Origin of the sequence: Streptomyces sp. VRA16 Mangrove soil (assembly GCF_017377775.1) — a bacterium.
Taxonomy (GTDB): domain Bacteria; phylum Actinomycetota; class Actinomycetes; order Streptomycetales; family Streptomycetaceae; genus Streptomyces.
On the sequence record NZ_JAFVLN010000009.1, the window covers coordinates 338,789 to 352,078 of the forward strand.

The 13,290-nt window shown below is 71.7% G+C and carries 12 protein-coding genes; 2 read left to right on the forward strand and 10 right to left on the reverse strand.

The features are described 5' to 3' along the window. Nucleotides 1-37: 37 nt before the first annotated feature. From J3486_RS25485 to J3486_RS25510, 6 genes are all read right to left on the reverse strand, one after another. Entirely contained in the window at nt 38-1,363 is a 1,326-nt protein-coding gene (locus tag J3486_RS25485) for a nucleotidyl transferase AbiEii/AbiGii toxin family protein (RefSeq protein WP_207824065.1), read from the reverse strand. Further along, entirely contained in the window at nt 1,360-2,046 is a 687-nt protein-coding gene (locus J3486_RS25490; RefSeq protein WP_307804930.1) for a hypothetical protein, read from the reverse strand. The genes J3486_RS25485 and J3486_RS25490 overlap by 4 nt, the downstream gene beginning before the upstream one ends. Further along, complete coding sequence (locus tag J3486_RS25495; protein WP_207824067.1) at nt 2,004-3,041, reverse strand: hypothetical protein; 1,038 nt, start codon at nt 3,039-3,041, stop codon at nt 2,004-2,006. Before J3486_RS25495 ends, J3486_RS25490 begins: the two co-directional genes overlap by 43 nt. A gap of 118 nt (nt 3,042-3,159) precedes the next feature. Next, entirely contained in the window at nt 3,160-3,906 is a 747-nt protein-coding gene (locus J3486_RS25500) for a succinate dehydrogenase/fumarate reductase iron-sulfur subunit (RefSeq protein ID WP_207824069.1), read from the reverse strand. Then, nucleotides 3,903-5,867 carry a fumarate reductase/succinate dehydrogenase flavoprotein subunit gene (locus tag J3486_RS25505; RefSeq protein ID WP_207824070.1) on the reverse strand — a complete coding sequence of 655 codons (1,965 nt, stop codon included), beginning with the start codon at nt 5,865-5,867 and terminating at the stop codon, nt 3,903-3,905. Before J3486_RS25505 ends, J3486_RS25500 begins: the two co-directional genes overlap by 4 nt. Before the next feature lie 5 nt (nt 5,868-5,872). Beyond that, complete coding sequence (locus J3486_RS25510; protein ID WP_207824071.1) at nt 5,873-6,580, reverse strand: succinate dehydrogenase; 708 nt, start codon at nt 6,578-6,580, stop codon at nt 5,873-5,875. 95 nt (nt 6,581-6,675) lie between these two features. Here J3486_RS25510 and J3486_RS25515 point away from each other — a divergent pair, with 95 nt between their 5' ends. Beyond that, nucleotides 6,676-7,566 carry a LysR family transcriptional regulator gene (locus J3486_RS25515; RefSeq protein WP_207824072.1) on the forward strand — a complete coding sequence of 297 codons (891 nt, stop codon included), beginning with the start codon at nt 6,676-6,678 and terminating at the stop codon, nt 7,564-7,566. A gap of 228 nt (nt 7,567-7,794) precedes the next feature. Here J3486_RS25515 and J3486_RS25520 read toward each other — a convergent pair whose 3' ends face one another. The 4 genes from J3486_RS25520 to J3486_RS25535 form a co-directional block, all read right to left on the reverse strand. Then, the gene (locus tag J3486_RS25520) at nt 7,795-8,502 is read right to left on the reverse strand and encodes a VOC family protein (RefSeq protein WP_207824073.1); all 708 of its coding nucleotides are present in this window, start codon (nt 8,500-8,502) and stop codon (nt 7,795-7,797) included. A 7-nt stretch (nt 8,503-8,509) separates the two neighbouring features. Then, nucleotides 8,510-10,669 (reverse strand): bifunctional diguanylate cyclase/phosphodiesterase, encoded by a 2,160-nt coding sequence (locus tag J3486_RS25525; protein WP_207824074.1) that lies wholly within the window; start codon nt 10,667-10,669, stop codon nt 8,510-8,512. Further along, complete coding sequence (locus J3486_RS25530; protein ID WP_207824075.1) at nt 10,666-11,490, reverse strand: SAM-dependent methyltransferase; 825 nt, start codon at nt 11,488-11,490, stop codon at nt 10,666-10,668. The genes J3486_RS25525 and J3486_RS25530 overlap by 4 nt, the downstream gene beginning before the upstream one ends. Before the next feature lie 308 nt (nt 11,491-11,798). Beyond that, nucleotides 11,799-12,773 carry an SCO0930 family lipoprotein gene (locus tag J3486_RS25535; RefSeq protein ID WP_207824076.1) on the reverse strand — a complete coding sequence of 325 codons (975 nt, stop codon included), beginning with the start codon at nt 12,771-12,773 and terminating at the stop codon, nt 11,799-11,801. A gap of 222 nt (nt 12,774-12,995) precedes the next feature. Between J3486_RS25535 and J3486_RS25540 the strand changes: the two genes are divergently transcribed. Next, nucleotides 12,996-13,290, forward strand: a 295-nt coding sequence (locus tag J3486_RS25540; RefSeq protein ID WP_374194767.1) for a hypothetical protein, incomplete at its 3' end; no start/stop codon positions are given.

The window sequence follows — 13,290 nt, forward strand, 5'->3', positions numbered from 1 at the left end:
ACGTTACCTCCCCCGCATGACGCACCGTCAGGGGTCGTCAGCGCAGTTCCTCCAGGAACCGTGAGCTCAGGTCGGGGCGCCCGCGCAGGTACGCCCAGTTCTCCTCGTCCCGCAGCACGGCGGCGCACGCCTCCTCCAGGGTCGTCGTGCCGCGGCCGACGACCTCACGGACGACGACGACCGTCGCCACGAAGCCCCAGCGTCCCGAGGCCGACAGCCGGCGGCCGACCGCTGCCGCGGGGGCGTGCGGAGCCGTCGCGCGGACATGCTCGACGAGCGGGGCCAGCCAGTGCGCCCACCGGTCGTACGCGTCCGCCCGTGCCTCGTGCTCCGCCCGGTCGGCCAGCGGTTCGAGGACGGCTCGCAGTCGGCCGACGTACTCGTCCACCTCGCCCGTCACCTGCGGGTACTCGCCCTGGAAGTGCTCCCATCCGACGTCCGCGCACTCGGCGAGCTCCGCCAGCCACCAGCGCCCTCCCGGCCGCAGCAGCTCGTCGCCCGCGAGGACGAACGCGCGCTGCAGCACGTCGAAGGAGGGCGTGGCCCGCTCGGCGAGCAGCACCGCGTCGTAGAGGTCCTTGCCCTGCGGGTGGATGTCGCTGATCAGCCACATGATCTTCCAGGCCAGCGACAGTTCGGGCGTGACCGCGTCGACGACCGTGCCCGGTCCCGCGCCGAGCGGGCGCAGCGGGGTGCGGACGGCCGGGACGGCGAGGAGTTCGTGGTACACGACGTCGATCTGGACGGTGCCGCCCGCCGTGCCCGGCGCGGTCCACGGCAGCAGCAGGCGTCGCCCCGGAACCCGGTCGTACGTCCAGATGTCCTCGGTCACGGCGCCGTCGGCGTCGATCCGGACGCCCCCGTCGGGCAGGGCCTCTGCGGTCCGCCGCGCGGCCTGCGCAAGCTGGCCGAACAGCTCCCGGGCCTCGGGGCCCTCGCACTCCCAGTCGGCGGGCGCCACATAGTCGAGGTCGCCCGGCTCGCGGGCGGCTGCGCCGAACCAGGTGGCCATCAGCGCGCTGCCGCGCAGCACGAGGCGGCCGCCCAGCGGGGTCCCGGCGACGGCGGAGAGCACCAGGTCGAGCGCGGTCCTGCGCGCGAGGAACCAGGCCCGCGCCTCGTCCTCGCTCGCGAACCGGGGGTCGCCCGCCCGGTACGCGTACGAGAACTGGAGCAGCGCCGGGTCGAAGACGGCCGGCTGGTCGAGGCCCTCGGGGGCGGGGACGAGGGTGCGCGGCAGGGCGAGGCCCCGGCGCACCTCCTCGTCGGGCGGGGTGTGCGGGATCGGGGCGCCCTCGTGCAGGGCACGCCGCCAGACCCACTCCTGCGGCGGTCGCGAGGACGGTGTGCCGGACGATGTCATGACGGCTCTCCTTCCGTGATCCACCCCGCGTCGAGCCCGAGCCGGGTGTCGTGCAGGACGTACTCGCGCTCGGTCTCCAGGATCCGGACGCCGGGTGCGGCGGCCAGGGCCCCGACGAGCTCGTCGAGTCGCCGCCCCGCCGTGGCGTTGCCGACGCCGTGGCAGCGCTGGGTGACGAAGCGCTCGTGGCGGCCGTCGGCGCGGACGCGGCGGGCGTTCCACGAGACGTGCGCGGTGTGGCCCTCGACGCGGGCGGCGAGCGCCCGTGGGGCGCAATCCTGGTCCAGGAGCACCTTCACGTGGTGCTCGAAGTGCAGGTGCGCGGGGGCCTGTCGGGCCTGCGCGTCGGTCGCCGGCACTCCGGTGGCCCACGGCGCGGCCTCCGTCTTGGTCCGCACGACGGGGAACCCGGCCCGGGCGAGGTCCTCGGCGGTGCGCGCGACGCGGCCCACGAGCCAGGCGTCGGCGCGCCCGCGGCCGCGCAGCGTCACCATCGGCTGGGAGCGGTGGGCGCCCCGGGCGAGCACGATGTGCGTGAAGCCGTGGCCACGGGCGGCGGCCCAGGTGGCGAGCCGCTCGACCGCGCCGGCGTCGGCGGCCTCGACGGTGAGGTGGGTCTCCAACTCACCGTCGTAGCGCTTCAGTTGCCCGGCTTCGTCGCCGGTCGGACGTGGGCGGACCACTGCGCCGTCTCCTCCGCTGTGAGCACCCGCTCCAGCACCAGGTCGCCCGTCATGCCGGGGAAGAACCGTCCGGCCGGCCAGCCGCGCTCGTACGGCGGCGGGTCGAGGACGAGCAGGCGGGCGCCGTCGACGACGGGGATGTCGCTGGGTGTGCCCTCATTCCATATCCAACTGCCGTCCGCCGCCAGCAAATTAAAGGTGCCCTTGGTGGGGACCTGGCCGGGAGCGTCCCGGCACACGGCGACCTCCTGGGGCGCGGGCGCGTACCCGGGCAGGTGGCCGCCGCCCGCCAGGCGGTCGGCGAGCAGGGTGTGGAGCTGGAAGGTGTCGCCGAGGCCGGTCATCCGCAGGGCGTATCCGGTGCCGGTCGGCCGGTCGATGACGATCAGCGGCTCGTCGTCCAGGACGAGCAGGGCGTACGTCAGGCACTTGAAGTCGTGGCCCGACGCCTCCTCCACGGCCCGTAGCGAGGTCAGCAGCTCGGCGCGCCGGGCGGCGTCCAGGCCGGTGCGCACGGAGGCGTGATTGAGCATCGCGACGGACGCCATCTCCCACTGCGGCAGCGTCCACCAGGCCATCGCCTGCTCGAAGCCGACCCGCTCGAACAGGGCCTCGTCCGGGCCCGATTCCTCGGGCTCGGGCAGTTCGCCGCCCCCGGTGGCGGCCCAGCGCTCGCAGAACTCGCCGGCGGCACGCACCGCGTCCGCGAGCCCGTCGAGGATCGCCGGTGCGCACGCGCGCGGGTCTGCACCGCGCTCGACGCACGCCCCGATGACCACCGCGACCGTGCCGCGCGGCCCCGGCGGCACGCTGGGCAGCAGCCCGGCCAGGCGCGCCGCCCCCGTCGCCAGCTCCTGCTCCCCCGCCTCCTGGTAGTGCTCATGCAGGTGCTGGAAGCCGCGCTCGGCCCCCGCGCTGTCCTGCTGTTCCACAGCGGCCTCGAAACCGGTGACGGCGTCGAGGAACCGCTCCCTCCCCTTGCGGTTGAAGATCATGCGCGCAGCGTACCGAGCGGCACCGACCACACGATGACGGGACCGGGGGTTTGAGCACCACTCCCGGTCCCGCCCACCCCGCGCTGTTCGCGGGACGCTCAGGTGGAGACGCGGAAGGTCAGCGGCTGACCTTCCGGTTGGCGCGCAGCCACTCCTTGTTCATGCTGGTGATGGAGAACAGCGGGATGCCCTTGGGGCAGGCCGTCGCGCACTCTCCGGTCAGCGTGCAGCCGCCGAAGCCCTCCTCGTCCATCTGCGCCACCATGTCGAGGACGCGGGTCTCGCGCTCGGGGGCGCCCTGCGGCAGCACGTTCAGGTGGTTGATCTTCGCCGAGGTGAAGAGCATGGCCGCGCCGTTGGGGCAGGCCGCCACGCACGCGCCGCAGCCGATGCACTCGGCGTGCTCGAAGGCGAAGTCCGCGTCCGGCTTGGGGACGGGCGTGGCGTGGGCCTCCGGTGCCGTCCCCGTCGGGGCGGTGATGTAGCCGCCCGCCTGGATGATCCGGTCGAAGGCCGAACGGTCGACGACCAGGTCCTTGATGACCGGAAACGCGGAGGCGCGCCACGGCTCGATGTCGATCGTGTCGCCGTCCTGGAAGGACCGCATGTGCAGCTGACAGGTGGTGGTGCGCTCGGGGCCGTGCGCGTCGCCGTTGATGACGAGCGAGCACGCGCCGCAGATGCCCTCGCGGCAGTCGTGGTCGAAGGCGACGGGGTCCTCGCCCTGGACGATGAGTTCCTCGTTGAGGGTGTCGAGCATCTCCAGGAACGACATGTCCTGGCTGATCCCGTCCACCTCGTACGTGGACATGGCGCCTTCGGCGTCGGCGTTCTTCTGGCGCCAGACGCGCAGGGTGAGCTTCATGCGTAGCTCCGCTGAGTGGGGTGGACGTACTCGAAGACCAGGTCTTCCTTGTGCAATACGGGAGCGTCGCCGGTGCCGGTGAACTCCCAGGCGGCCGCGTAGGAGAACTCGTCGTCCCTGCGGGCGGCCTCGCCGTCGGGGGTCTGCGACTCCTCGCGGAAGTGGCCGCCGCAGGACTCGGAGCGGTGCAGCGCGTCGAGGCACATCAGCTCGGCGAGCTCCAGGTAGTCGACGATGCGGTTCGCCTTCTCCAGGGACTGGTTGAACTCCTCGCCGCTGCCGGGCACCTTGATCCGGCGCCAGAACTCCTCGCGGATCTGCGGGATCCGGTCGAGAGCCTTGCGCAGGCCCTCCTCGGTGCGGGCCATGCCGCAGAACTCCCACATGAGCTCGCCGAGTTCGCGGTGGAAGGAGTCCGGGGTGCGGTCGCCGTCGACGGAGAGGAGCAGGTTGAGCCGGTCCTCGGTCTCGGCGAGCACCTCCTGCACCACCGGGTGCTCCGCGTTCACCTCGTCCTTGTGCGGGTGCTTGGCGAGGTAGTCGTTGATGGTGGCGGGAAGGACGAAGTAGCCGTCGGCGAGCCCCTGCATCAGCGCGCTCGCGCCGAGCCGGTTGGCGCCGTGGTCCGAGAAGTTCGCCTCGCCGATCGTGAACAGGCCGGGGATGGTGGTCTGCAGGTCGTAGTCGACCCACAGGCCGCCCATCGTGTAGTGCACGGCCGGGTAGATCCGCATGGGCACCTGGTACGGATCCTCGTCGGTGATCCGCTGGTACATGTCGAAGAGGTTGCCGTACTTGGCCTCGACGGCCTTGCGGCCCATCCGCTGGATGGCCTCGGCGAAGTCCAGGTAGACGCCCTGTCCGCCGGGTCCGACGCCCTTGCCCTCGTCGCAGACGTTCTTGGCGGCGCGGGAGGCGATGTCGCGCGGGACCAGGTTGCCGAACGACGGGTAGATGCGCTCCAGGTAGTAGTCGCGCTCGTCCTCGGGGATCTTGTTCGGCGGCCGGTCGTCGCCCTTGGCCTTCGGCACCCAGATGCGTCCGTCGTTGCGCAGCGACTCCGACATCAGGGTCAGCTTCGACTGATGGTCGCCGGTGCGCGGGATGCAGGTGGGGTGGATCTGGGTGAAGCAGGGGTTCGCGAAGTAGGCGCCGCGTCGGTGGGCCCGCCAGATCGCCGTCGCGTTGGAGTTCATGGCGTTCGTCGACAGGTAGAAGACGTTGCCGTAGCCGCCGGAGGCGAGCACGACGGCGTCCGCGAAGTACGTGTCGATCCTGCCGGTGACGAGATCGCGGGCGACGATGCCGCGCGCCTTGCCGTCGACGATGACCAGGTCGAGCATCTCGGTGCGCGGGTGCAGCTCGATGTTCCCTGCGGCGACCTGGCGGCTGAGGGCCTGGTAGGCGCCGAGCAGGAGCTGCTGGCCGGTCTGGCCGCGGGCGTAGAACGTACGGGAGACCTGCACACCGCCGAAGGAGCGGTTGTCGAGGAGGCCGCCGTACTCGCGGGCGAAGGGGACGCCCTGCGCCACGCACTGGTCGATGATCTCGACGGAGATCTGGGCGAGCCGGTGCACGTTCGACTCACGGGCGCGGAAGTCGCCGCCCTTGACCGTGTCGTAGAAGAGCCGGTGGATGGAGTCGCCGTCGTTGCGGTAGTTCTTCGCCGCGTTGATGCCGCCCTGCGCGGCGACCGAGTGGGCGCGGCGCGGGGAGTCCTGGAAGCAGAACTGGACGACGTGGTAGCCCTGCTCGGCCAGCGTCGCGCCGGCCGAGCCCCCCGCCAGCCCGGTACCGACGACGATGACGGTGTGCTTGCGGCGGTTGGCCGGGTTGACCAGCTTCGCCTCGAAGCGGCGCTTGTCCCAGCGCTCGCTGACGGGTCCGGCCGGGGCCGCGGCGTCGACGACCGGTTCGCCGGTGGAGTAGTCCGCGTAGTCCTTGTACGGGGTCGTGGTCATCGTGTTCAGCTCACCAATCCGGTCATGACGCCCACGGGCACGGCGATGAAGCCGAGCGTGAGCACTACGGCGAGTACGTTGCCGACGGTCTTCAGCACCCGGTCACGGGTCCGGCTGCCGACACCGAGCGTCTGCGCGGCGCTCCAGAAACCGTGCTGGACGTGGAAGCCGAGGGCGATCATCGCGACGATGTAGATGACGTTGGAGTACCAGGTCGAGAACGTGTCGATGATGTTCTGGTACGGGTGCAGGTGCTCGTAGCCGCCCGGGTGCACGGTGCCCGTCGTCAGGTCGAGGATGTGCCAGACGATGAACAGGCCCAGGATGATCCCGCCCCAGCGCATGGTGCGGGTGGCGTAGGAGGCGCTCGGCTTCTTGTGCACGTACTTGCTGGGGCGCGCCTTGATGTCGCGGCGGCTGAGCTGGTACGCGGACGTGGCGTGTGCGACGACGGCGACGATCAGGACCACGCGCACGATCCACAGGCCCCACTCGTAGTGCAGGACCGGGCCGCCCATGGTGCGCAGCCAGCGCGCGTAGTGGTTGATCTCCTCAGGACCGAAGAAGATCTTGAGGTTTCCGATCATGTGGGCGACCAGATACAGCAGCATCACGATGCCGCTGACCGCCATCACGGTCTTCTTGCCGACGGAGCTGTCCCAGACAGTGCGTGCCATGGACGGCCGTCGGTCCGTCCGCGTTGCCAGAGCCATGTCACAAGACGGTAGGGCCCAAGGGCCCGATCGGTCCAAGACATGGTCCGGCTCATTTCCATAGGCTGTGACTATCGGGCGGCTACAGTGGCGGTATGCAGTTCCAGCAGCTCCAGTACTTCGTCGCGGTCGCGGAGACCCGGCACTTCACCCGCGCCGCCGAGCTGGTGCACGTGGCCCAGCCGTCGTTGTCCCAGCAGATCCGGGCCCTTGAGCGGGAGCTCGGGGTGGATCTGTTCCTGCGGGCCCGGGGCAACATCACCCTCACGGACGCCGGCGAGGCGCTGCTGCCGCTGGCCCGGCGGATCCTGGCCGACGCCGACACGGCCCGTCACGAGGTGCAGGAGCTGGCGCAGCTGCGCCGCGGGCGGGTCCGGCTCGGCGCGACGCCCTCCCTGTGCACCGGTCTGCTCCCGGACGTGCTGCGCGCCTTCCACGACCGCTACCCGGGCATCCAGCTGTTGATCGAGGAGGGCGGCTCGCACGATCTCGTACGGGAGCTCGCGCGCGGCGCGCTGGACCTGGCGCTGGTCGTCCTGCCGCTCCCGGCGCCCGCGCCCGCGCTGACGACGGTGGAGCTGCTGCGCGAGGAGCTGGTCGTGGTGTCGTCGCCGGACGCACCGCGGCCGGGGCACGGGCGCAGGTCGGTGCGGATCAGCGACCTGGAGGGGGAGCGCCTGGTGATGTTCCGGCACGGGTACGACCTGCGGGAGCTGACCGTCGCGGCGTGCCGGGCGGAGGGGTTCGAGCCGGACTTCGCGGTGGAGGGCGGCGAGATGGACGCGGTGCTCGGTTTCGTGCGGGCCGGGCTCGGGGTGGCCGTGGTGCCGTCCATGGTGGCGACCCGGGCCGGGGCGGATCTCCGGGTGACGCCGCTCGCCCGCCCCGGGTTGCGCCGGACGATCGCGCTGGCGCACCGATCGGATGTCGCGCCGCCGCGGGCCGCGCGGGAGCTTCAGCGGATGCTGGTGGAGCGGGACGGGTGAGGCGCGGGGCGCCCTGCCGCCTTTCGGGTGCGGGTGCGGTGGGGGCCGGTCGCGCCCACGCGGCGCAGCCACCTGTCCTGGCACGACGTGCGGCGAGCGTGCGTGCCGGGCGTCGGGGCGCAGGCGGGGGTTCAAAGACAGGCCCTGAAGAAGCAGAGCTTCTTCAGGGGCGCGGGGAACTGCGCGAGGACGGACCACCGGCCCGCGCCCGGCGAGGCACGGCCGAAGCTACGGCGACCGGTCCGTGAGGCAGTACAGGCCGCCCGCCGGATCCGTCATCACGGACCACGACCGCCCGTCCCGGACATGAACCGCCCCCAGCGACTCATGCCACGCCCGCACCGCCGCCCGGTCCCCACAGGCCACGTCAAGATGCGCCGACGGCGGGCCGTCCGACTCCAGACGCTGCAGCAGCACCTGCACCGGGGACGCCGAGAGAAGCCGGAACTCCGGGCTCTCGCAGGGGACTTCGGGCCAGTCGGTGAGGGCGGCCCAGAAGTCGACCTCCGCCGAGTACGCCCCCGGCGCGATGTCGAGGCACACCTGGTCGACCCGGCTGGGCGGATCGGCCGGCGGCGGCACGGCGTGCTCCCCGTCCCACGCCACCAGGCAGAACAGATGCCCCGCGGGAGACCGCAGCACCGACAACCCGTCCTCGCGGAAGACCGGTCGGGCGCCGAGCGCAAGGGCCCGCTCCGTCTCGCCGGGGACGTCGTCCACGGCGAGGTCGATGTGCGCGCCGCCCGGACCGTCCGCCACCCCCTGTACCTTCACGCAGGCGTCGGCCTCGCCCTCGTACGGCAGCAGGGTGGTGAACTGGCCGCGCTCGCCCCGGAGTTCGGACAGCCGCGACGCCGTGGCCCGCGACCAGAAGTCGCAGGCCGCGCCGAAGCGTTCGCAGGGCCGGTCGATGAACGCGTAGGACCAGTGGATCACCGCGTGCTCACCCCGTGGCGTCGGCGAGCGCCAGCTCGTGGAGGCGGTCCGGCGGGCCCGGGCGGGCGTAGTACCAGCCCTGGGCGGTGTCGCAGCCCAGCTCCTTCAGCTGCTCGGCCTGGGCGCCGGTCTCCACTCCCTCGACGGTGACCGCGAGGTCCAGGCTGTGGGCGAGCGAGACGATGCCCTCCACGATCTTCAGGTCGACCGGGTCGGCGGGGAACTGCTGCATGCCCTGGGTGAAGGAACGGTCCAGCTTCAGGACGTTCACGGGCAGCCGGCGCAGGTTCGCGAGGTTCGAGTAGCCGGTGCCGAAGTCGTCGAGCGCTATGTCGACGCCCATCTCGGAGAGCCTGCGCAGCGGTTTGAGCAGGTCGTCGTCGGCGCCGATCAGCGCGGACTCGGTGACCTCCAGGCACAGGGCGCCCGGCGCGAGCCCCGAGCGTTCAAGGATGTCGACCGTGTCGGCGACGAGCCCGGGGTGCGTGAGCTGCATCGGGGACAGGTTGACGTTGATGCGCAGCGGGCCCGCCTCCGCGTGCCGCTCCTGCCAGACGCAGGCCTGGCGGACCGATTCCTCCAGGACCCAGCGGCCGAGCGGCACGATGAGTCCGGTGTGCTCGGCGAGCGGGATGAAGCGGTCGGGGCCGAGGACGCCGTGCTGCGGATGCAGCCAGCGGACCAGGGCCTCGGCGCCGCGCACGCTGCCGTCGCCGAGGTGGACCAGGGGCTGGTACTCGATGAAGAACTCGCCGCGGTCCAGGGCGGCGGGCAGCGCCGTCGTCAGACCGTGGCGGGTGATGGCGCGGGCGTCCGCCTCGGGGTCGGCGAGCTCGTAGCGGTTGCCGCCCGCGGACTTGGCCCGGTACATCGTGATGTCGGCGCTGCGCAGCACCTCGGCGGGGCTGCGGTCGGCGGCCGGGCCCTCGACGATGCCGATCGAGCCGCGCACGGTGAGTTCGCGGCCGTCGATGCGAATGGGGGTGGCCAGCGCGTTCATGATGCGGTGCGCGAGTTCGTCGACCTCGGTCTCGGTGTCGCGGCCCGTGGTCAGCGCCACGAACTCGTCGCCGCCGAGCCGGGCCACCATCTCGCCGCGCGCGGTGGCGCAGGCCTGGAGCCGGTCGGCGACCTCGACGAGGAGCCGGTCGCCGACGGCGTGGCCGAGGCTGTCGTTGATGGTCTTGAAGCCGTCGAGGTCGAGGTAGCACAGGCCGAACCGGGCGCCCTCGCCCGCGCTGAGCACCTTCTCCAGGCGCTCGAAGAACAGCGTGCGGTTGGGCAGTCCGGTGAGGGCGTCGTGCGTGGCCTCGTAGCGCAGGCGGAGGTTGAGCAGGCGGCGCTCGGTCGTGTCCTCCATCAGCGCGAGCTGGTACTGCGGGACGCCGTCCTTGTCGCGCAGCAGGGACACCGTGAGGTTCGTCCACAACGCCGTGCCGTCGGGTCGGTAGAAGGCCTTCTCGACGCGGTAGTGCTCCCGTTCGCCGCGCACCAGCTCGTCGTAGAGGTGCCAGACCTGCGGGGCGTCGTCGGGGTGCGTCCAGTCGCGGACGTTGCGGCCGCGCAGCAGCCCCTCGCTGCCGCCGAACATCCGCACCAGCGCGTCGTTCACCTCCAGGACCGTGCCGTCCAGATCGGCGATGCCGATGCCGATCGCGGCGCCGTGGAACACCGCGCGGAACCGGGCCTCGCTCGCGTGCAGGGCCTCGGCGACGGCGCTGCGCGCGTTGAGCGCGGCCCGCGAGATGGCCTCCTGCTCGACGAGGGTGCGCTCGCGCAGCGCGGCGGCGAACCCGGCGGCGACGGTGTGCTGGATGCGGGCGCAGCGGGCCCGCAGATCGTCCTCGCGCGCCGCTTCCTTGGCCGCGGCGGCCGCCTCTTCGCCGCAGTACAGGACGAGATACGCGTCGACCACGTCGAGGGTGCGGCTGAGTGCCTCGGGGTCGGTGCAGTGCACCTCGATCAGGGCGGCGCCGACGGCCTGCCCGTGCGCCGCGTCCAGGGTCCGCGCGGCCAGCGCCGTGCGCAGCCGACGCGCGAGCGGCACGAGTTCCTCCTCGAACTCGGGCCTGGTCAGGGACGTCGCCGTCACCGGGAAGATGGCCCGGCTCCAGATCGTGGCGAACCTGCGCAGTCTGTCTTCCGGTCCGCCCGGCTCTTCGCTCACGCCTTGCGCCCCACTCCCACATAGCCCGCGAATGTGTACGGATCCGCTTCCTCGGCGTCCTGCGGCGCGTTCTCCGGCCGCCACACCGGCATCGGGACGATGCCGGGGTCGACCACCTCGTACCCCTTGAAGAACCGTCCGACCTCGTCGCGGCTCCGCATGATCAGCGGATTGCGGACATCGTTCCGGTAGACGTCGACCGCGCCGTCGGCCGCTTCCGTCGATATGGGCATTCCCTCCATGGAGGCATGCGTCACGATCAACAGGCTGCCGGGCGCGAGCGCCTCGCTGAGTTCGGCCACGGCCCCGTAGGGGTCGTCGGCGTCCTCGATGAAGTGCAGTACGGCGACCAGGAGCAGCGCCACCGGCCGGTCCAGGTCCAGGAGTTCGCCGACCTCGGCGCTCTGCAGGATCTCGCGGGGTCCGCGCAGATCGGCCGCGAGGACCGCGGTGTCCGGATTGCCGTCCAGGACCGCCCTGCTGTGCGCGACGGCGACCGGGTCGTGGTCGACGTAGACGACCCGGGCGCCCGCTCTGGCCCGCTGGGCCACCTCGTGCACATTGCCGAAGGTGGGGATGCCGGAGCCGATGTCGAGGAACTGGCTGACGCCCTGGTCCGTGGCGTAGCGCACGGCCCGCCGCATGAAAGCCCGGTTCGCCTGCATGATCTTGGGCAGGCCCGGCATGAACTCCATGGCCTTGCGGGCGGCTTCCCGGTCGACCTCGAAGTTGTGCGAACCGCCCAAGTAGTAGTCGTAGATCCGGGACACGCTGGGCACCGTGATGTCGATGCCCCGCGGGGCCCAGGCGGGTCGCTCCATCAATCTCTCCAAGGCGTAGGCGAGCCGGTGTTCGAGGCGAGGCTACTGATCAACCGACAAAGGAGCGAGCCAAAACGGAAATTGACCGTCCGTTCTCGGTCACTGCCTCCGGCACGTGCCAAATGGCGACGATCCGAAACCACCCCGAAACCATCTCTTTCCCAACCGAAAAGAACCGGTCCGTTCCCGATGCGTGACCCTCACTTGGCCACGCGGGGAACGGACCGGCGATTCGCCAAATCCTTGACGACTCTACTGTGAGCCGCGGGCCGGACGCACCGGCCCCTCCTGGGTTGTTACGTGTTGTATCACTTCGGTGCGCCGACCGGCTTTCCTTCGGGTGACGCCGCGTACCAAGTTCCGCCCACCCCCTGCCCGTTGGTGTCACCGGGCTTCTTGTCGCCCGAGAACGTATAGACGGGCCAGCAGTTCAGGGTCTGCTGCTTGGTGCCGTCCGGCCTGGTGAAGGCCATGAATCCCTTCAAGGGAATGCCCTTCGTGTCGTTCTTCGCGACCGGCTCGACGGCCGGCCACTTCGTCGCGCACGCGCCCGTGCAGTTGGACCTGATCGGCCACGCCGAGTCCTTGAGGAACCGGTAGACGGTCATGCCGTTCTTGTCGACGACGATCTCGCCGAGCTTGGGGTCCTTGCGGGTGGACAGCCCCTTCAGGTCGGCGGGCGCGGCGCCCGCGGCGGACGACAGGCTCGCCTTCTTGCCGTCGGGCGCGGCGGCGTACCACACCCCGCCCACGCCCTGCCCCTTGGTGTCCCCGGCCTTGGTGTCCATGGCGTAGCGGTACATGGGCCAGCCCGCGACGGTGAGTTGCTTCGTGCCGTCCGCGGCGGTCACCTCGCCGAGCTGCGAGGCGGCGACGCCCTCGGGGGCCTTGGCGCCGCTCGCAGGCACCGGGGGCCAGGTCTTCAGACAGGCGGCGTCGCAGTTCGACTTGGGCGGATTCGCGGTGTCCTTGTCGAAGCGGTAGAGCGTCATGCCCGCGCTGTCGGTGAGCACGCTGCCGAGCTTCTTGCTCTGCCACGCGGAGAGCTGACCGGCCGTCGCGGCCTTGGCGGCGGGGCTCGCGGAGCTGTCGCCCGAGCCGTAGCCGTCGGACCCCGAGCCGTACCCGCCGTAACCCCCCTGCGCCGGGGCCGCGTTGGCTGCGTTGGCCGCGTTCTGACTGTCGGTGCTCTGGCCGCCCTTGTCCTGACCGCACGCCGTCGTCAGCGCCAGCAGGGCCGCAGCTGTCGCTACGAGCGAGGCGCTCCGCCAGGAGGTCTTCATCATCAACTCCCGCTGATTGCTTGGGTGTTGTGCGATCCCGGGTCGGGTCCGCACATGGCCCTAGTTACGGGCGGGGGTGCCGGGTGTGTTCAATGCGGCCCAAGATTTCTCGCGGACCCGGGGGACGGGGAGGCAAACCCCGAGTGCTCCCACTCCCCACCATCGGGGCATTGCGCGCCGGACTCGGCGTGCCGGGGCGCGGCACTGCTCATGATCTCGGTCGTGCACCGAACCCAGCGGGCCGGACGCCCTGCCTCCGGCCTGGTCACACGAATCCTGGCGGTGGTCTTCACCGCCTGGCTGTGCGGCGTGCCCGCCGCGGCGGCGACGGCCCTCGCCCCGGCCGACAACTGCGCGTACGCCTCCGTCGACGGCGGCGGCACGGGCGGCGCGGTGGCGGTCTCCGGCGACGGCGTCGTCTGCAGCGCGGGCCCGAGCACGCCCCCGCCGAAGAAGCCGACGCCCAAGCCACCGCCGCCCAAGCCCGCACCGCCGCCACCGAAGCCCGCACCGCCTC

What these genes read in the sequence shown, in the direction of transcription:
- J3486_RS25485 (WP_207824065.1), bottom strand. Translation starts at nt 1,363, where the DNA reads ATGACATCGTCCGGCACACCGTCCTCGCGACCGCCGCAGGAGTGGGTC.
- J3486_RS25495 (WP_207824067.1), bottom strand. Translation starts at nt 3,041, where the DNA reads ATGATCTTCAACCGCAAGGGGAGGGAGCGGTTCCTCGACGCCGTCACC.
- J3486_RS25500 (WP_207824069.1), bottom strand. Translation starts at nt 3,906, where the DNA reads ATGAAGCTCACCCTGCGCGTCTGGCGCCAGAAGAACGCCGACGCCGAA.
- J3486_RS25505 (WP_207824070.1), bottom strand. Translation starts at nt 5,867, where the DNA reads ATGACCACGACCCCGTACAAGGACTACGCGGACTACTCCACCGGCGAA.
- J3486_RS25510 (WP_207824071.1), bottom strand. Translation starts at nt 6,580, where the DNA reads ATGGCTCTGGCAACGCGGACGGACCGACGGCCGTCCATGGCACGCACT.
- J3486_RS25515 (WP_207824072.1), top strand. Translation starts at nt 6,676, where the DNA reads ATGCAGTTCCAGCAGCTCCAGTACTTCGTCGCGGTCGCGGAGACCCGG.
- J3486_RS25530 (WP_207824075.1), bottom strand. Translation starts at nt 11,490, where the DNA reads ATGGAGCGACCCGCCTGGGCCCCGCGGGGCATCGACATCACGGTGCCC.
- J3486_RS25535 (WP_207824076.1), bottom strand. Translation starts at nt 12,773, where the DNA reads ATGAAGACCTCCTGGCGGAGCGCCTCGCTCGTAGCGACAGCTGCGGCC.